The following is a 15,955-nucleotide window of genomic DNA, read 5'->3' on the forward strand; positions in this document are numbered from 1 at the left end:
GGCGGTGTAGACGGTCGACAGGGCCAGCAGGCGGGTCGCGCCCAGCTTGAGTCCCAGCTTGAGCGGCAGGTAGGTCCAGCCGTCCTCGTGGTCGGCCACCAGGCCCCAGACGGCGCGCGTGAAGTGGACGCCGATGCCGAGCAGCGCGGCCAGCACCACGATCACGGTCTCGGGCGGGTTGCCCTCGGCCTGGCCGCCCCAGCCGCCGTACGAGAGGTACGCCGGCAGCAGGGCGTAGGACAGGGCCCACGACCACCAGGAAAAGAAGCCGGTGCGCAGCACGACGTTGCCGAGCAGGCCCACGGCGACCGACGCGAGGTAGAGGCATCCGGCCTTGATGCCGGTGGTGATCGCCAGCGGCACGAGCAGCAGGGCGGCCACGAACAGGGCGTACCAGAGCGTCTCGGTCGAGATCCGGCCCATCGCGGCCGGCTTGCCGGTCAGGCCGTGGGCCCGGTCGCGCTGCTTGTCGACGATGTCGTTGTGCCAGCCGAGGATCGTCTGGCCGACGAGCACGGTGATCAGGACGACGGCGGTCTCACGCGCCGGGCGGCCGGCGACCGCGGCCACCAGTCCCATCGCGAGGGCCGTGGTGATCGCCTGCTTGGCGTGCGCGGCCTGGAGCAGCTGGACGGCGACCAGGTTGCCGCCCAGGAAGCGCCGTCCTCCGGCGGCGACGGGGAGCGGGGGCAGGTCGTCCTCGTCCGTCTCCTCGTCCGTCTCCTCGTCCGCGTCGAGCTCGTCCAGCCCGGTCGCGATGTCGGGGTCGAGGTCGGCCTCGAGGTCGTCGTCCGCGACCGGGGCGACGGCGTCGGCCTCCTCCGGCTCGGCGTCCTCGGCGAGCTCGGCGACCTCGACGTCCTCGTCGACCGTCTCCGCGGGCTCGCCGAGCTCGATCACGGTGGTCTCCTCGACCTCCGACTCCGGGCCCGTTCCCTCCCCGGCAGAGCGACTGCGCCGCCAGCGCTGCATCTTTGCCATGGCGAGCAGTATTGACCACGGGCCGCCCGCGTGGGCGCGGGCCCGCCGATCTGGGCGGTGCTCCGGCCGATCCCACACGAGGACGTCGCCGAGGGCGGCGGGGCGGCCGTCGTACCCTGATCGGGTGATCTGCCCCACAGGGCCACCGTGCGCCAGCACCACACCTCACCCGGGTTGTCAAGCCGCCGATTGCCGCCCTGACCTGCGCAAACGCATTCTGGCGAAGGCTTGGGACGTGGTAGGATAGGTGACCCTAGGAAGGGGTTTTGCTCATATGACTTTCACCGTCGGCGAAACGGTCGTCTATCCCAATCATGGGGCCGCTGTCATCGAGAACATCGAGATGCGGACGATCAAGGGCCAGGAACGGCAGTACCTCGTGCTTCGGATTGTCGCCCAGCAGGACCTCGTGGTCCGCGTGCCGGCCGACAACCTGGACCTCGTGGGTGTTCGGGATGTCGTGGACAAGGACGGGCTGGACAGGGTCTTCGGGGTGCTCCGCGCAGAGCACGTCGAGGAGCCGACCAACTGGTCGAGGCGCTACAAGGCGAACCTCGAGAAGCTCCACAGCGGCGACGTCATGAAGGTGGCGGAGGTCGTCCGCGACCTGTGGCGCCGCGAGCGTGACCGCGGCCTGTCCGCGGGCGAGAAGCGGATGCTGGCCAAGGCGCGCCAGATCCTCGTCTCCGAGCTCGCCCTGTGCGAGAACACCAACGAGGACAAGGCCGAGACGATTCTCGACGAGGTCCTCGCCTCCTGACGCAGTAGTCAGATCGACGACGTCATACGGTGGGGTTCTGATGAACCCGCATCCGTATGACGTCGTCGACATTTCGGCCCCGGTCTCCGGGATCGTCGTGGAGGAGGGCCGTGGCTCCCTCCCGTTCCACCTGATCCACGGCGAGTCGCTCGTCGCCACCGCCGCCTGGGCCGTCGGCGAGGCCGGCGTCGACCTGATCGACCAGACCCTCTCCTGGGAGTCGGTGATCGAGCGCGGTGGCGCCTTGGTGCTCCACGACCCGCTCTGCCCGATGACGCCGCCCGACTTCATCGCCCGCTGCGCCGACCGCGCGGCCGTCGAGGACCGGATCGTGGTCGGCGTGCGCCCGGTGACCGACACCGTCAAGGAGGCCCACGCGGCCACCGACGCGGGCGGTGCCGTCCTGGGGGCGACCGTCGACCGCGACGGGCTGGTCACCGTCTGCTCGCCCGTCGTGCTGCCGCACGCCGTGGTCGCCGACCTGTTCGGCGACGGCGGTTCGCTGCCCTCGACCGACTTCGTCGCGCTGGTCACCGCCCTCCGGGACCGGTACGGCGACGCGCGGGTCGAGCTCGCCGACGCGCCTCCCGAGGCCCGCCGGGTCGCCGGCGACGAGGACATCGCGGTCCTGGCCGCGCTGACCGACCCCCGCTGAGCAGGCTGACCCGCGATCAGCCGATCAGCCGAGCAGCCGCTCGGCGGCCGCGAGGTCCTCCGCGAAGGTGACCTTGAGGTTGCCCGGGCCGCTGGGCACCGCGCGGACGTCCGCGCCGGGCGCGAACCGCGCGTAGGCCGCCGCCGTGTCGGTGCCGTCGAACCCGGCCTCCGCGGCTGCCGCGTAGGCGGCGAGCAGGGGAGCGGCCCGGAACGCCTGGGGCGTCTGCACGCCGACCAGCCGCGTGCCCGGCCCACCCGGCGCCGGCACGCCCGCCGACTCGCGGGGGAGCAGGCCCGGTAGCCCGCAGGCGGGTACGGCGCCGCCGTACTCCCGTGCGGTGGCGATCGCGCTCTCGAACAGCGCCACCGGGGCCAGCGGGCGGGCGCCGTCGTGGATCGCGACCACGTCGACCGCCCCCGCGGCGATCCGGGGGGCGAGCAGGTCGAGGGCGGCCTGCTCGGAGGCCTGGCGGGTCGCCCCGCCGTCGATGAGGAGCACCTCGCGCTCGCCGATCACCGGCTGCACCGCGGCAGCCACGGCGGCGCGCTCGCCGGGGCGACAGACCAGCACCACCGGGTCCACGCCGGGGACCTCGAGCGCGGTGCGGACCGACCAGGCCAGCAGGGGCAGGTCGCGCAGCGGCAGCAGCACCTTGTTGACCTCGGCGCCGACCCGGCTCCCGCTCCCGGCAGCCAGCACCACGACGGCAGCGCTGGTACCCGTGGTCATCACGCACCGAGCCTACCGACGTTGAGAGGAAGCGTTTTCATGCCCGTTACACGACGAAACGTCCACGAGAACAGTCGCCGCCTACGTTCGGCTCCATGAGGGCCGCGGAGGAGTGGCAGCCGGTCTGCCGGATGATCGAGCTCGAGGTCGACCGCGGTGTGACCGCGCTGGTGCACGGACAGGCGGTGGCGATCTTCCGGACCGGGGACGACATCGTCTACGCGCTCGGCAACCACGACCCGTTCGCACGCCACACGGCCGGCGGGATCTCCCGCGGCATCGTCGGACGCCGCGGGGAGACGCCCTTCGTGGCGTCCCCGGCGCACCGGCACGCCTTCGACCTGCGCACGGGCAAGTGCCTCGACGACCACCACGTCACCGTTCCGGCGTACGACGTGAAGGTGGTCGAGGGCGTGGTGCTCATCGGCAGCCGCAAGCTGCCGGCGGCCTAGGACCAGGAACGCTCAGGCCTTCGCGCGGTGCCTGCCGCGCGGGGTTCGCTTGCCGTCGCGCTCGCCGTCGGGCTGGGTGGCGATCCGGGCGAGCGCCCGGTCGATCAGCACGCAGAGCTCAGCGCTGACCAGCTCGCGCCGCTCGAAGGGCAGGTAGTGGCCGGCGTCGGGGGCGACGAGCAGGCGCGCGCCGCGGATGCCCTGGGCGATCTTGCCGGCGTGCTCGGGCGGCGTCAGCAGGTCGCGGCTGCCGACCAGCACGGTGGCGGGGATGTCGTCGAACGCGGCCAGGTTGCCGATCCGGTCGTGGGCCATCATGTCGCGGAAGAAGCCGGACATGGTCTCGGGCCAGGCGTGGATCAGCTGGTCGACGACGTGGCCGACGTCGCGAGGGCGGGCGGGCCGGCCGAAGAGGAATCGCTTCGCGATCTGCCGCTCCACGACGGGGAAGCGCTCGCGCCGGCTGAGGCTGAGCATCCTCGAGCGGCTGGCGAGGATGAACGGGAGCCGGTCGCGCAGGATCGGGCCGGTCGCCGCGGGCAGGCCGAGGGTGACCTTGGAGAGCTCGCCGCTGGTCGTGCTGACGAAGAGCACGCCGACGACGCGCGGCATCAGGTCCGGGCGCTCCTCGGGGATCGCCGTGATCGTCATGCCGCCGACCGAGTGGCCGGCGACGACCAGCGGGCCGTCGGGGGCGAAGGTGTCGACCACGAGGCCGAGGTCGCGCGCGAGGTGCGGGATGGTGCAGGCGTGCTCAGGCGCGCGGTCCGAGCGGCCGTGGCCCCGGTGGTCCCAGGTGATGATCCGGACGTCGTGGCCGTAGCGCGCGAGCAGGTCGGTGACCTGGTAGTGCCAGTCCGACTCCTCGGCGGTCCAGCAGTGCGACAGCAGCACGGTCAGCGCGGCGTCGTCGCGCCCGCGCACGGTGACGTGGAGTTGCAGCCCGTCCTCGGTGATCACGGTGCGCTCGCTCATCAGGTCCCCCTCGACGTCGGTGTCGGAGCACCACCCTGCCACGTCCGGGCCCTCGTGCGACAGCGTGTCGCAGGTGCGTTCCTACGACGTGAGCAGCGCGGTCGCGATCGCCGCGACGCCCTCGCCGCGCCCGGTCAGGCCCAGCCCGTCGGTCGTCGTCGCCGACAGCGACACCGGAGCGCCGAGCACGGCAGAGAGTGCCGCTTCCGCCTCGGCGCGGCGCGGGCCGACCTTGGGGCGGTTGCCGATCACCTGCACGGCGACGTTGACGATCGCGAAGCCCGCGGCCTCGACCCGCCGGCGCGTCTCGCCGAGCAGCGCGGCACCGCTGGCGCCGGCCCACTGGGGCTCCGACGTACCGAAATTGCTGCCGAGATCACCCAGGCCGGACGCCGACAGGAGCGCGTCGCAGGCCGCGTGCGCCGCGACGTCCGCATCCGAATGACCCTCCAGCACGACGTCCTCGTCGGGCCACTGCAGGCCGCCGAGGGCGAGCGGCGGACCGTCGGTCGCGCGCGGCACGAGGCGGTGGACGTCGGAGCCGATGCCGATACGCAAGCCGGTGGTGTTCACGCGCCGATCATGCCTGAGGGAGAATCACCCGGGTGAGGACCTCCCGCACCTGGTGGGCGCTGTCCGGCCTGGTGGCCGGCGCCGTCGGCCTCGGACTGAGCTACGCCGCCGCGGCGCTGCTCCACGTGCGCGAGTCACCGGTCGTCGCGGTCGCCGAGGGCGTCACCGCACTGACGCCCGGGTCGGTCGTGAAGTGGGCGATCAACACCTTCGACCGCGACGACAAGAAGGTGCTCGTCGTCGGCATCCTGGTCGTCCTCGCGGTCACCTTCGCGCTGCTCGGGCGCTCCGCCCGGCGGCGCTGGTGGGCCGCCGTCACCGGGTACGTCGTGCTGGCCGCCGTCGCGTTCGTCGCCGTCGCCTCCAAGCCCACCCCGAAGGTCACCGACTTCGCGCCGGTCGTCGTCGGCCTGGTCGCCTGGGTGGTCACCCTGGCCGTGCTGGCCGAGTGGCTGCGCCGCTGGGAGCTGGTCGAGGATGGTGAGGACCCCGCCGTCGAGCCGACCCACACCCGCCGCCACTTCTTCGTCGCCGTCGGCGGTGCCGCGGCGCTGGCCGCGGCCGGTGGGCTCGTCGGCCGGATCGCGGGATCCGCGCGGCGCCGGGCGGAGGAGAGCCGGCGGCTGCTGCGGATCGAGGGGGTGACCGCGCCCGCCGTACCGAACGGGGCGGAGCTCGACATCGAGCGGATCGTGCCCTGGCAGACGCCGAGCAACAACTTCTACCTGATCGACACGGCCTTCATCAAGCCGACCATCGAGCCCGCCGACTGGTCCCTGCGCATCCACGGAATGGTCGAGAACGAGATCACGCTGACCTATGCCGACCTAGTGGCCCGCGAGATCACCGAGGACTGGATCACGCTCAACTGCGTGTCGAACCCGGTCGGCGGCGAGCTCATCGGCAACGCGTGGTGGAGCGGCTTCCTGCTGTCCCCGCTGCTCGCGGAGGCGCGCCCGCTCGCCGGTGCCGACGCGGTGCTGCAGACCTCGGACGACGGCTGGACCTGCCTCACCCCGCTCGCCGCGATGACGGACCGGAGCCGCAACGCGATGCTGGCCGTCGCGATGAACGGCGAGCCGCTGCCGATCGAGCACGGCTTCCCCGTCCGCACCCTGGTCCCCGGCCTCTACGGCTACGTGTCGGCGACGAAGTGGGTCGTCGACATGGAGGTCACCCGGTTCGGCGAGGCGGCCGGCTACTGGACCGACAAGGGCTGGTCCGAGCAGGGGCCGGTCAAGCTGTCCTCGCGCATCGACGTGCCGCACGACGGCGACGACGTCGCGGCCGGCGAGCTCGTCGTCGCGGGCAGCGCCTGGCTGCAGCACACCGGCGTCGCGAGGGTCGAGGTGCAGGTCGACGGCGGCCCGTGGCAGGAGGCGCAGCTCGCGACCGCCGTCAACACCGACACCTGGGTCCAGTGGCGCCGGGTGGTCGAGGTCGAGGAGGGCGAGCACCAGCTCCGCGTGCGCGCCACCGACCGCGACGGCAGGGTCCAGACCGGTGTCGTCGCCGACGTCCTCCCCGACGGGGCGACCGGCTGGCACACGATCGACGTCAACGCGAAGGGCTGATCTTGAACGACTTCTCCACGCTCCCGGGTGGGGCGCTGGTCGTCGGCGGTTCGGGCGGCCTCGGCCGCGCGATCGCCGAGCTGCTCGAGGAGCGCGGTGCGCGGGTGGCCGTCACCCACCGCACCCGACCGGCGGAGGTGGGCGTCGCGTCGTACGGGCTCGACCTGGCCGACCCCGCCGACGTCCCCCGTGTCGTCGGGCACGCCGCCGCCGAGCTCGACGGCCTGCACACGGTCGTGTACGCCGCCGGCCCGCACGTGCCGATGGTCCACCTGTCCCGGGTGCCGCCCGCCGAGATGGCCACGCAGCTCGCCGTCGACGCGGCCGGCTTCTTCGCCGTGGCGCACGCCTCCCTGCCCTTCCTGCGCGACGCCCGAGGGTCGCTGACCGCGGTCACCACCGCCGCGACCGCGCGCTTCCCCGTCCGTGACGGGCTCTCGTCGGCGCCCAAGGCCGCGGTCGAGGCGATGGTCCGCGGACTGGCGGCCGAGGAGGGACGCTTCGGCGTCCGGGTCAACGCCGTCGGCCCCGGCATGCTGACCGACGGCATGGCCGAGCGGCTGATCAGCAGCGGCGAGCTCGACGAGCGGGCGCTCGAGGTCACCCGCGGCAACATCCCGCTGCGGACCTTCGGCACGGCCGTCGACATCGCCGAGGCCGTCTGCTTCCTCGCCTCCCCGCGGGCCGGGTTCATCACGGGCCAGAAGCTCGACGTCGACGGCGGTTACGGCGTCTGACCCGCTTGTAACTCGGTGTTACGGAGCACTGCCACGGTGTGGTGACCGGTCAGGCCACCGTGGTGGAGGCGCGGACACCGAGTTACAAGCTCCGCTCTGGATGCGCGGGAGACCCCGCCTGATCCCTAGACTTGGCGGGTGAGCATCCGGCTGTACGACACTGCGACCCGCGAAGTCCGTGACTTCGTGCCCCTCGTCGAGGGCAGGGCGGGTCTGTATGTCTGCGGTCTGACCGTGCAGAGCGAGCCCCACGTCGGGCACGTCCGCTCCGCGGTCAACTTCGACGTGCTCCAGCGCTGGCTGCGCCACCGGGGCTACGACGTCACGTTCATCCGCAACATCACCGACATCGACGACAAGATCCTGGCGAAGTCGGCCGAGCAGGGCCGGCCCTGGTACAACCTCGCCTACGCGATGAAGATCGAGCTCGACAAGGCCTACGCCGCGCTGAACGTCGCGCCGCCGACCTACGAGCCGGCCGCCACCGGGCACATCCCCGAGATGATCGTCCTCATCGAGCGGCTCATCGAGCGCGGCCACGCCTACCCGGCGGCCGACGGCTCGGGCGACGTCTACTTCGACGTGCGCTCCTGGGCGTCGTACGGCGAGCTGACCCACCAGGGCGTCGACGACATGGAGCCGGCTGCCGACGCGGACCCTCGCGGCAAGCGCGACCCGCGGGACTTCGCGCTCTGGAAGGGCCGCAAGGAGTCCGAGCCCGCCACCGCGAGCTGGCCGAGCCCGTGGGGACCCGGGCGACCGGGTTGGCACATCGAGTGCTCGGCGATGGCCGGCAAGTACCTCGGTGACGCCTTCGACATCCACGGCGGCGGCGTCGACCTGCGCTTCCCGCACCACGAGAACGAGCAGGCGCAGTCGCGTGCGGCGGGCGGTGCCTTCGCGTCGTACTGGATGCACAACGCGTGGATCACGACCGCCGGCGAGAAGATGAGCAAGTCGCTCGGCAACACGCTGTCGATCCCCTCGATCCTCGAGCGCTACCGCGGTGCGGAGCTGCGCTTCTACGTCGTCGCGGCGCACTACCGCTCGCACGTCGAGTTCTCCTTCGAGGCCCTCGACGAGGCCGCGGTCGGCTACCGGCGGATCGAGGCCTTCCTCGAGCGTGCCGGGTCGTCCGCGTCCGGCGACCTCCCGGAGGCCTTCGCGGCCGCGATGGACGACGACCTCGGTACGCCGGCAGCCGTCGCCGTCCTCTACGACACCGTGCGCGAGGGCAACCGCCAGCTCGCGGCCGGCGAGGACGCCACCACCACGGCCGGTGCCGTCGCGGCGATGCTCGACGTGCTCGGCGTCCACCCCGCCGACCCGGCCTGGGCCGGCAGCGGCGGCTCCGACAACGAGGAGCGGCTCACGGCCGCGGTCGACGCCCTCGTGGCCGGCCTCCTCGACGAGCGGACCCAGGCCCGGGCCGACAAGGACTGGGCACGCGCGGACGCGATCCGCGACCGGATCAAGGCGGCCGGCATCGAGGTCACCGACACCCCTGACGGACCTACCTGGACGGTGAACTGACAATGGCTGGAAACTCGAGCCGCAAGGGCGCGATCCGCAAGTCGAGCAAGAGGCCGCAGGTCGGCTCGGGCGGGCAGGTGCGCCGCGGGCTCGCGGGCAAGGGCCCGACGCCGAAGGCCACCGAGCGCGAGTACCACAAGGCGCACAAGATCGCCGAGGCCAAGAAGCGGGCCGAGGCCAAGGGCGGCCAGCGCGGGCGGCGCAGGACCGGTGGCGACGAGTGGATCGCCGGGCGCAACTCGGTGCTCGAGGCGCTGCGCGAGCGGGTCCCGGTGACCTCGGTCTACGTCGCCGAGGGTGCCGAGCGCGACAACCGGCTGCGTGAGGTGTTCCGCATCGCCGCCGAGAACGGCGTGGGCCTGCTCGAGGTGACGCGCACCGAGCTGGACCGGCTGACCGACGGCGCCGTCCACCAGGGGCTGGCGGCGAAGATCCCCGCCTACGAGTACGCCCACCCCGACGACCTGCTGGAGCAGGCCGCCGAGGCCGGCGAGGCGCCGCTGGTGGTCGTCCTCGACTCCATCACGGACCCGCGCAACCTCGGCGCGATCGTGCGCAGTGCCGCCGGCTTCGGCGCCCACGGCGTGGTGATCCCGGAGCGCCGGGCGGCCTCGATGACCGCGGCCGCGTGGAAGACCTCGGCCGGTGCTGCCGCTCGCTGCCCGGTCGCGCAGACGGTCAACCTGACCCGCCAGATCAAGGCCTACCAGGACGCGGGCTGCTTCGTCGTCGGCCTCGCCGCCGACGGCGACCTGAGCCTGCCCGAGCTGGTGGCCGACGCCGACCTGGCTCGCGGTCCGCTGGTCGTCGTGGTCGGCTCGGAGGGTGACGGGCTGTCCCGCCTGGTCGCCGAGAACTGCGACCGCCTGCTGTCGATCCCGATGGCCGGCGTGCTCGAGTCGCTCAACGCAGGGGTGGCCGCCTCGGTGGCGCTCTACGCCATCTCCGAGGCGCGCGCCCAGCACTAGGAGACCACCAGCCATCGCCATGTCGCGCGCGTCCGTGCTCCGGCTGCTGGGGGTCCTCCTCGGCGTCGTGGCCTGGGCTGCGCTCGCGCTGACGATCGCCGCGGTGATCTTCGCCGGCAGCGAGCGGACCGTCGACCTCGCCAGCCACGAGGCCACGGTCAGCCCGGACTTCTCGGGCGAGATCGTGCTGCGCACGGGCCCGGTCCTGCCCGACCTGCGCGCGCCGTCGGACACCGTGCTGGGCCTGGACATCGAGCTCGGCAAGACCGACACCACGTCGCTGCAGGAGCTCATGTCGCGGTACGCCGCCATCGCCTCGCAGCCCGACGGCCAGATCGCCGTCGTCGCGCGCGCGGTGCGCACGATGGCACTCGCTGCCCTCGTCCAGGGGGCCGCGCTGGCCGCGCTGCCCTTCGTCCTGTGGTTCGTGGTGGGGCGTGAACGGTGGGGCGTGCTCCTGCGCGGGCTGCCGACCGGCCCCGGCACCATCGCCGGGCTGCTGGTCCTCGTTCTCGTCGCCGCCCTGGTCGCGCCGTTCACGTGGGGCCGGCAGGACCCGCTGCCGCAGCGCTGGATGCCGCTCGCGGACTTCGTCGGCGACGACGTACCCCTGCCCGAGCAGGCGCGCGACGTCGAGATCATGGGCGACGTCACCACCGGCGAGACGCAGCGCCTGATCGCGAGCGCGGTGAGCAGCTACCAGCAGGGACAGGCGTTCTACTCCAAGGCTGCGGACGACGCCGCCGCCCTCGACCTGCGCGAGCCGGCCGACGACGAGACCGTCGTGCTCCTCGTCTCGGACCGCCACCTCAACGTCGGCATGGACGAGGTCGCCCGCGCGATCGGCGACCGCGGCGGGGCGACGGCCGTGCTCGACGCGGGCGACGACACGTCGACGGGCGAGCGTTGGGAGGCCTTCTCCCTCGACTCGGTCTCGGCCGCCTTCGACGACCTCGAGGAGCGCTGGGCCGTCGCCGGCAACCACGACAACGGCACGTTCGTCCGCGCGCACATGACCGACCTCGGCTGGCAGTACTTCGACGGCACGGTCCTCCGCGGTCCCGGCAGCTCCCGCATCCTCGGCGTCGACGACCCGCGCTCCAGCGGCCTGGGCAACTGGCGCGACGAGACCGGCCTGACCTCCGCCGAGGTCGCCGAGCGCCTCACCGAGGCGGCCTGCGACGCCGATGCCGACGGCCGGCGCGTGAACACCCTGCTCGTCCACGACGCCGACTTCGGCGACCAGGCGCTCGAGCGGGGCTGTGTCGACCTCGTGGTCGGCGGCCACACGCACGTGCAGGACGGCCCGACCGCGGTGACCGGCAGCAACGGCGACGTGGGCTGGACCTACACCGTCGGTACGACGGGCGGCGCGGCGTACGCCATCGCGATCGGCAGCAAGCTGCGCCGGCCCGCCGGCGTCGCACTGATCACCTACCGCGACGGCCGGCCCGTCGGGATCCAGTCGGTCACCCTGCAGACCAACGGGCGCTACGACGTCGACCCGTGGGTGGCGCTGACCTACTGAACCCCTCGGAGGAGGGTGGCGGCTGACGCTGCGCGCGTTAGGTTGCGACCATGGCCACCACCGTCGACCGTCTGCTGCCCACCGAGGAGGCCGAGGAGCTGCTCGCCCTCGCCCGCGAGATCGCGACGAAGGAGCTCGCCCCGCAGGTCGCGGAGGCCGAGGAGGCCGCGGTCTTCCCCGAGGCGGCGTACCGGCTGCTCGGCCGCGCCGGCCTGCTCAGCCTGCCCTTCGACGAGGAGCTCGGCGGCGGCGGCCAGCCCTACGAGGTCTACCTCCAGGTCGTCGAGGAGATCGCCACCGCCTGGCCCAGCGTCGGCGTCGGGACGAGTGTGCACGCCCTCACCGCGACCGTCGTCGCGGCCAACGCCTCACCGGAGGTGCGCGACGCCTGGCTGCCGCGGATGCTCTCGGGGGAGTGGCTCGGCGCCTACTGCCTCTCCGAGCCGCAGGCCGGCTCCGACGTGAGCGGCATCAGGACCGCGGCGGTCCGCGACGGTGACGCGTACGTCGTCAAGGGCACCAAGCAGTGGATCTCCAACGGCTCCTGCGCGGACTACTACGTCCTGTTCGCCCGCACGTCCGAGGACCCCAAGCGCGGCCTGTCGGCGTTCGTCGTACCGGACGGGACGGAGGGGATGAGCTTCGGCGCCCCCGAGAAGAAGATGGGCCTGCACTGCGACGTCACCACGCAGGTGCTCTTCGACGGCGCCCGCGTGCCCGCCGCCCAGCTCGTCGGCGACGAGGGCGCCGGCATGCGCGTCGCGCTCTCCGCCCTCGACGCCGGCCGCCTCGGCATCGCGGCCGTCGCCACCGGGATCGCCCAGGGCGCGCTGGCGTACGCCGTGGAGTACGCGAAGGAGCGGCAGCAGTTCGGCCGGGCCATCGGCGAGTTCCAGGGCATGCAGTTCCTCCTCGCCGACATGGCCGCCGACGTCGAGCGGGCCCGGGCGTCGTACCTCCACGCGGCGCGGCTCAAGGACGCCGGCCGCCCGTTCTCGCGCCAGGCCTCGATCGCGAAGCTGACCGCGACCGACGCGGCCATGCGCGTGACCACCGATGCGGTGCAGGTGCTCGGCGGCAACGGCTACACGCGGGAGTACCCGGTCGAGCGGATGATGCGCGACGCCAAGGTGACCCAGATCTTCGAGGGCACCAACCAGATTCAGCGGATGGTCATCGGACGGGATCTCCTCCGATAGTTTGGTGAGGCTTCTGCGTGGTTAGGGTGCTCCTGAGAATTCGCTGAGGGTGACTCGGGACCGCCCCTACTCGGAAGAGGGACACCTGACATGGGCAAGAGCCTTGCAACGCGCATCATCGGCATCGGCGTGGCGGTCGTCATCGCTGTCGTCGGCGGTCTGATCTGGAACAAGGGGCAGGAGAAGGTCGAGGAGGCCAAGGCCCCCAAGGTCGGGGAGTGCGTCAACATGACCGGCTCCAGCTTCGACGCCGATCACGAGGAGCTCTCGTGCGACGACGCCAAGGCCACCTACAAGATCATGAGCGACAAGGGCGGCTGTGACGAGGTCGAGCTCAACTACACGATCTCGATCGGCAGCACCGACTCCGGCAATGTCGCGGACCTCTGCCTCGACCTGAACGCCGCGGTGGGCGACTGCTTCGATCTCGGCGGCATCTCGACGCCTGCCAAGAAGGTCGCCTGCACCGAGGCGACGGCTGGGTCCACCATTGCCGAGGTCGCGTCGGTGGGCAAGCCGGGTGACAAGTGCGCCAACGGGGCTCAGCCGTGGGAGAACAAGAAGCGCAAGACGCTGTTGTGCATGGGCGCGGCGGCCTGACGCAGCGTGACCCTTCGCCGGCCGGGACCCTCACAGGTCCCGGCCGGTTCGATTTCAGTCGGTCTCGAAGGAGACGAGCGCGCCGGTGACCGCCTCCACCGCGGGGACGTCGGCCGGCGCCCAGTCCAGCGCCGCCAGCTCGCCGGGGCCGACCCACCGCAGCGCGGAGTGCTCGGTCAGCGCGGGCGTCCCGGCGACGAGCCGGCACCAGAAGGTGGTCAGCACGACGACGACCGTGCCGTCGTCGTACCGGGTGGTGGCGATGGGTGCGCCGACCTCGACGGAGCAGCGGAGCTCCTCGTTGATCTCCCGGACGAGCGCGGCGGTCGGGGACTCGCCGGCCTCGACCTTGCCGCCCGGGAACTCCCACTTGCCCGACAGCGACCCGTCGGGGCCGCGCTGGGCGCACAGGACCCGGCCGTCGCGGACGACCACGGCGCCCACGACCTCGATCTCCCGTACGGCGAGCCGGTCGTCCACGGCGACAGCCTAGGGCGCGCCGGTCCGCGGCGTCGTTGCTAGCGTCGCCCCGTGCCCGACCACCCCGACGTCGTACGACGAGCCAGGGCGCTCCTCGGCCGCACGATCACCGGCCACGGCGTCACCGTCCGGATCACCGAGGTCGAGGCGTACGCCGGCCGCGAGGACCCGGCGTCGCACGCGTTCACCCGGACCCCACGCTCGGAGATCATGTACGGCCCGGCGTACCGGCTCTACGTCTACCGCTCCTACGGCATCCACTTCTGCGCGAACGTCGTGACCGGGCCGGCCGAGATCGGGGCGGCGGTGCTGCTGCGGGCCGGTGAGGTGGTCGACGGCGTCGACCTCGCTCGGCTGCGCCGGAACGCACCGGCGAAGGACAGCCAGCTCGCCCGCGGCCCCGGCAACCTCGCGCAGGCGCTCGGCATCACACTCGACGACCTCGGCACCGACCTGCTCGGACCGGGGGAGGGCGTCCGGCTCGGCCCCGAGGCACCGGCCGGCGGGCGCATCGCGTCGGGCCCCAGGGTCGGGGTGTCGAAGGCGGCGGACGTGCCGTGGCGGTTCTGGATCGCAGGCGACCCGACCGTGTCGGCGTACAGGCGCAGTGCGCGGGCACCGAGCCCCGGCACTACGCTTTCGGCCCGTGAGCACTGAGACCTACGCGAACGTCACCCTCGACCCGCGGGCCAACGTCTACTTCGACGGCGCCTGCGTGAGCCACACCTTCTTCCTCGCCGACGGCACGAAGAAGTCGGCGGGCGTGATCTTCCCGGCGAGCCTGAACTTCGGCACCGCCGCGCCCGAGGTCATGGAGCTCAACGCCGGCAGCTGCCGCATCCGCCTCGCGGGCTCCGAGGAGTGGACCGAGTACGCCGCGGGCGAGTCCATCAGCGTCCCGGGCGACTCGTCGTTCGACATCGAGGTCGTCGAGACGCTCGGCTACGTCTGCCACTACGGCTGACGCCCTTCCGCGGGATGCAACCCCGCAGGACCTCCCACTCGTGAGAGGGACATGAGACCGAAGCCCCGCGACGCGGAGTTCGAGGAGTTCGTCCGGAGCAACCGCAGCAGGCTGCTCGGGACGGCGACGGTGCTGACCGCCGGCGACCACCACCTGGCCGAGGACCTGGTCCAGGGGACGCTGGTGCGGATGTACCTCGCCTGGGGGCGGGCGACGAAGCGAGGGGGAGCGGCGGCCTACGCCCGCCGGGTCCTCGTCAACAGCTTCATCGACCACCGCCGGCGGCCGTCGGTCTCGCGGGAGACGGCGACCGCCGAGCTCCCTGACCACGCGGGCGGACCGACCACGGCGGCGGACGAGCCGGTGGACGCCGAGCTGCTCGCCGCGCTCAGTGCGCTGCCGGCGCGGATGCGGGCCGCGGTCGCGCTGCGCCACGTCGTCGACCTCAGCGTCGAGGACACCGCGGAGCTGCTCGGCTGCAGCGAGGGCACGGTCAAGAGCCAGACGGCTCGCGGCCTCGCCAAGCTGCGCGAGGTGCTGCCGCAGCGCGCGTCGGTCCCGCCCATCCCCCACGAAGGAGACCCGTCATGACCGAGCTCGACGACCTGACCCAGCGGCTGCACCGGCTCGAGGCCACCGCGCCCGACGCGACCGACGAGACCGTACGACGCGACGTGCTCCGCGCGCGGGGGGCCTCGCGGCGCCGTACCCTCCGCCGGGCGACCGCCGGCCTCGGCGTCGCCGCCGTGACCGCCGTCGGCGTGACCATCGCCGTGGGCGCCGACCAGGGGCGTACGCCGGTCCCGCCGGCCGTCGCGCAGCCGAGCGAGAGCGCGGACGGCGCGGTCGAGCTGGTGGCCTACACCGGAGCCCAGCAGCCGGGCTTCGTGGTCACCAAGGTGCCGGCCGGCTTCGTGCTCGAGGGCGCGACGCCGTACAACCTCAACGTCGCGCGCGCCGGCGACGACAGCGGGCTCGACGTGTTCAGCGACAAGCTCGTCGTGATGCTCGAGTCGTCGTCGGTGACGTCCGCGCCGGAGGGCAGGCCGGTCCGGGTCGGCGACCACGACGGCTGGCTGCGCTCGGCCGAGGGCGGCACCCAGGTGCTCACCTACGACGACGGCGACCACCGGGTCGTCGTCCAGGCCTGGAGCACGTTGGGCCTGAGCGACGACCAGGTGGTCGAGTTCGCCGAAGGGGTGACGGTGACGGCCGAGGCGCAGGCCGGCGTCGGCTGACCTGGC

General features: G+C 72.8%; 18 protein-coding genes. 14 read left to right on the plus strand and 4 right to left on the minus strand.

Annotated features, from left to right (window positions below; all coding sequences use genetic code 11):
* Nucleotides 1–1,255: 1,255 nt before the first annotated feature.
* Both ASE20_RS20590 and ASE20_RS20595 read left to right on the plus strand, forming a co-directional pair.
* Entirely contained in the window at nt 1,256–1,741 is a 486-nt protein-coding gene (locus tag ASE20_RS20590; protein ID WP_028654642.1) for a CarD family transcriptional regulator, read from the plus strand.
* Between the two features lie 40 nt (nt 1,742–1,781).
* Nucleotides 1,782–2,396, plus strand: a complete 615-nt coding sequence (locus ASE20_RS20595) for a 2-C-methyl-D-erythritol 4-phosphate cytidylyltransferase (protein WP_056896460.1) — start codon at nt 1,782–1,784, stop codon at nt 2,394–2,396.
* Nucleotides 2,397–2,420: 24 nt separating this feature from the next.
* On the opposite strand, the gene ASE20_RS20600 is transcribed toward ASE20_RS20595, so the two are convergent.
* Nucleotides 2,421–3,128: an IspD/TarI family cytidylyltransferase gene (locus ASE20_RS20600; RefSeq protein ID WP_056896539.1), complete on the minus strand. Its 708-nt coding sequence runs from the start codon at nt 3,126–3,128 to the stop codon at nt 2,421–2,423.
* Nucleotides 3,129–3,223: 95 nt separating this feature from the next.
* On the opposite strand from ASE20_RS20600, the gene nirD reads away from it, so the two are divergent.
* Entirely contained in the window at nt 3,224–3,580 is a 357-nt protein-coding gene (gene nirD / locus ASE20_RS20605) for a nitrite reductase small subunit NirD (RefSeq protein ID WP_056896461.1), read from the plus strand.
* Nucleotides 3,581–3,592: 12 nt separating this feature from the next.
* Here nirD and ASE20_RS20610 read toward each other — a convergent pair whose 3' ends face one another.
* Both ASE20_RS20610 and ispF read right to left on the minus strand, forming a co-directional pair.
* On the minus strand, nt 3,593–4,555 hold the full coding sequence (locus ASE20_RS20610; RefSeq protein ID WP_157538591.1) for an alpha/beta fold hydrolase: 963 nt from the start codon (nt 4,553–4,555) through the stop codon (nt 3,593–3,595).
* Nucleotides 4,556–4,636: 81 nt separating this feature from the next.
* Nucleotides 4,637–5,128 (minus strand): 2-C-methyl-D-erythritol 2,4-cyclodiphosphate synthase, encoded by a 492-nt coding sequence (gene ispF, locus ASE20_RS20615; RefSeq protein ID WP_225869169.1) that lies wholly within the window; start codon nt 5,126–5,128, stop codon nt 4,637–4,639.
* A 32-nt stretch (nt 5,129–5,160) separates the two neighbouring features.
* Between ispF and ASE20_RS20620 the strand changes: the two genes are divergently transcribed.
* The 7 genes from ASE20_RS20620 to ASE20_RS20650 all read left to right on the plus strand — a co-directional run bounded on the left by ASE20_RS20620 (nt 5,161) and on the right by ASE20_RS20650 (nt 13,267).
* On the plus strand, nt 5,161–6,702 hold the full coding sequence (locus ASE20_RS20620; RefSeq protein WP_056896463.1) for a molybdopterin-dependent oxidoreductase: 1,542 nt from the start codon (nt 5,161–5,163) through the stop codon (nt 6,700–6,702).
* Between the two features lie 2 nt (nt 6,703–6,704).
* Nucleotides 6,705–7,439, plus strand: coding sequence for an SDR family NAD(P)-dependent oxidoreductase (locus tag ASE20_RS20625; protein ID WP_056896464.1), 735 nt, complete (start codon nt 6,705–6,707; stop codon nt 7,437–7,439).
* 138 nt (nt 7,440–7,577) lie between these two features.
* Nucleotides 7,578–8,972 carry a cysteine--tRNA ligase gene (gene cysS / locus ASE20_RS20630; RefSeq protein WP_056896465.1) on the plus strand — a complete coding sequence of 465 codons (1,395 nt, stop codon included), beginning with the start codon at nt 7,578–7,580 and terminating at the stop codon, nt 8,970–8,972.
* A gap of 2 nt (nt 8,973–8,974) precedes the next feature.
* Nucleotides 8,975–9,940 carry a 23S rRNA (guanosine(2251)-2'-O)-methyltransferase RlmB gene (gene rlmB / locus ASE20_RS20635; RefSeq protein ID WP_056896466.1) on the plus strand — a complete coding sequence of 322 codons (966 nt, stop codon included), beginning with the start codon at nt 8,975–8,977 and terminating at the stop codon, nt 9,938–9,940.
* Between the two features lie 19 nt (nt 9,941–9,959).
* Entirely contained in the window at nt 9,960–11,468 is a 1,509-nt protein-coding gene (locus ASE20_RS20640; protein WP_225869170.1) for a metallophosphoesterase, read from the plus strand.
* Between the two features lie 50 nt (nt 11,469–11,518).
* The gene (locus ASE20_RS20645) at nt 11,519–12,667 is read left to right on the plus strand and encodes an acyl-CoA dehydrogenase family protein (protein WP_056896467.1); all 1,149 of its coding nucleotides are present in this window, start codon (nt 11,519–11,521) and stop codon (nt 12,665–12,667) included.
* A gap of 90 nt (nt 12,668–12,757) precedes the next feature.
* Complete coding sequence (locus ASE20_RS20650) at nt 12,758–13,267, plus strand: hypothetical protein (RefSeq protein ID WP_056896468.1); 510 nt, start codon at nt 12,758–12,760, stop codon at nt 13,265–13,267.
* 54 nt (nt 13,268–13,321) lie between these two features.
* On the opposite strand, the gene ASE20_RS20655 is transcribed toward ASE20_RS20650, so the two are convergent.
* Nucleotides 13,322–13,747: a (deoxy)nucleoside triphosphate pyrophosphohydrolase gene (locus ASE20_RS20655; protein WP_056896469.1), complete on the minus strand. Its 426-nt coding sequence runs from the start codon at nt 13,745–13,747 to the stop codon at nt 13,322–13,324.
* Between the two features lie 51 nt (nt 13,748–13,798).
* Between ASE20_RS20655 and ASE20_RS20660 the strand changes: the two genes are divergently transcribed.
* Genes ASE20_RS20660 through ASE20_RS20675 form a run of 4 tightly spaced genes read left to right on the plus strand, consistent with a single transcriptional unit; the run spans nt 13,799 to nt 15,949 of the window.
* Complete coding sequence (locus ASE20_RS20660; protein WP_056896470.1) at nt 13,799–14,404, plus strand: DNA-3-methyladenine glycosylase; 606 nt, start codon at nt 13,799–13,801, stop codon at nt 14,402–14,404.
* On the plus strand, nt 14,394–14,711 hold the full coding sequence (locus ASE20_RS20665; protein ID WP_056896471.1) for a pyrimidine/purine nucleoside phosphorylase: 318 nt from the start codon (nt 14,394–14,396) through the stop codon (nt 14,709–14,711). The genes ASE20_RS20660 and ASE20_RS20665 overlap by 11 nt, the downstream gene beginning before the upstream one ends.
* A 51-nt stretch (nt 14,712–14,762) precedes the next feature.
* Nucleotides 14,763–15,302: a SigE family RNA polymerase sigma factor gene (locus tag ASE20_RS20670; RefSeq protein WP_056896472.1), complete on the plus strand. Its 540-nt coding sequence runs from the start codon at nt 14,763–14,765 to the stop codon at nt 15,300–15,302.
* Nucleotides 15,299–15,949 carry a hypothetical protein gene (locus tag ASE20_RS20675; protein WP_056896473.1) on the plus strand — a complete coding sequence of 217 codons (651 nt, stop codon included), beginning with the start codon at nt 15,299–15,301 and terminating at the stop codon, nt 15,947–15,949. The genes ASE20_RS20670 and ASE20_RS20675 overlap by 4 nt, the downstream gene beginning before the upstream one ends.
* The last annotated feature ends 6 nt before the right edge of the window (nt 15,950–15,955 follow it).

The sequence above is a fragment of the Nocardioides sp. Root240 genome (genome assembly GCF_001428825.1).
In the GTDB taxonomy this organism is placed as follows: Bacteria; Actinomycetota; Actinomycetes; order Propionibacteriales; family Nocardioidaceae; genus Nocardioides.

Bases quoted from the DNA above. Each gene is read 5' to 3' on its own strand.
- ASE20_RS20650 (WP_056896468.1), top strand. From the start codon at position 12,758: ATGGGCAAGAGCCTTGCAACGCGCATCATCGGCATCGGCGTGGCGGTC.
- rlmB (WP_056896466.1), top strand. From the start codon at position 8,975: ATGGCTGGAAACTCGAGCCGCAAGGGCGCGATCCGCAAGTCGAGCAAG.
- nirD (WP_056896461.1), top strand. From the start codon at position 3,224: ATGAGGGCCGCGGAGGAGTGGCAGCCGGTCTGCCGGATGATCGAGCTC.
- ASE20_RS20600 (WP_056896539.1), bottom strand. From the start codon at position 3,128: ATGACCACGGGTACCAGCGCTGCCGTCGTGGTGCTGGCTGCCGGGAGC.
- ASE20_RS20675 (WP_056896473.1), top strand. From the start codon at position 15,299: ATGACCGAGCTCGACGACCTGACCCAGCGGCTGCACCGGCTCGAGGCC.
- ASE20_RS20640 (WP_225869170.1), top strand. From the start codon at position 9,960: ATGTCGCGCGCGTCCGTGCTCCGGCTGCTGGGGGTCCTCCTCGGCGTC.
- ASE20_RS20645 (WP_056896467.1), top strand. From the start codon at position 11,519: ATGGCCACCACCGTCGACCGTCTGCTGCCCACCGAGGAGGCCGAGGAG.
- ASE20_RS20610 (WP_157538591.1), bottom strand. From the start codon at position 4,555: ATGAGCGAGCGCACCGTGATCACCGAGGACGGGCTGCAACTCCACGTC.
- ASE20_RS20595 (WP_056896460.1), top strand. From the start codon at position 1,782: ATGAACCCGCATCCGTATGACGTCGTCGACATTTCGGCCCCGGTCTCC.
- ASE20_RS20590 (WP_028654642.1), top strand. From the start codon at position 1,256: ATGACTTTCACCGTCGGCGAAACGGTCGTCTATCCCAATCATGGGGCC.
- ASE20_RS20670 (WP_056896472.1), top strand. From the start codon at position 14,763: ATGAGACCGAAGCCCCGCGACGCGGAGTTCGAGGAGTTCGTCCGGAGC.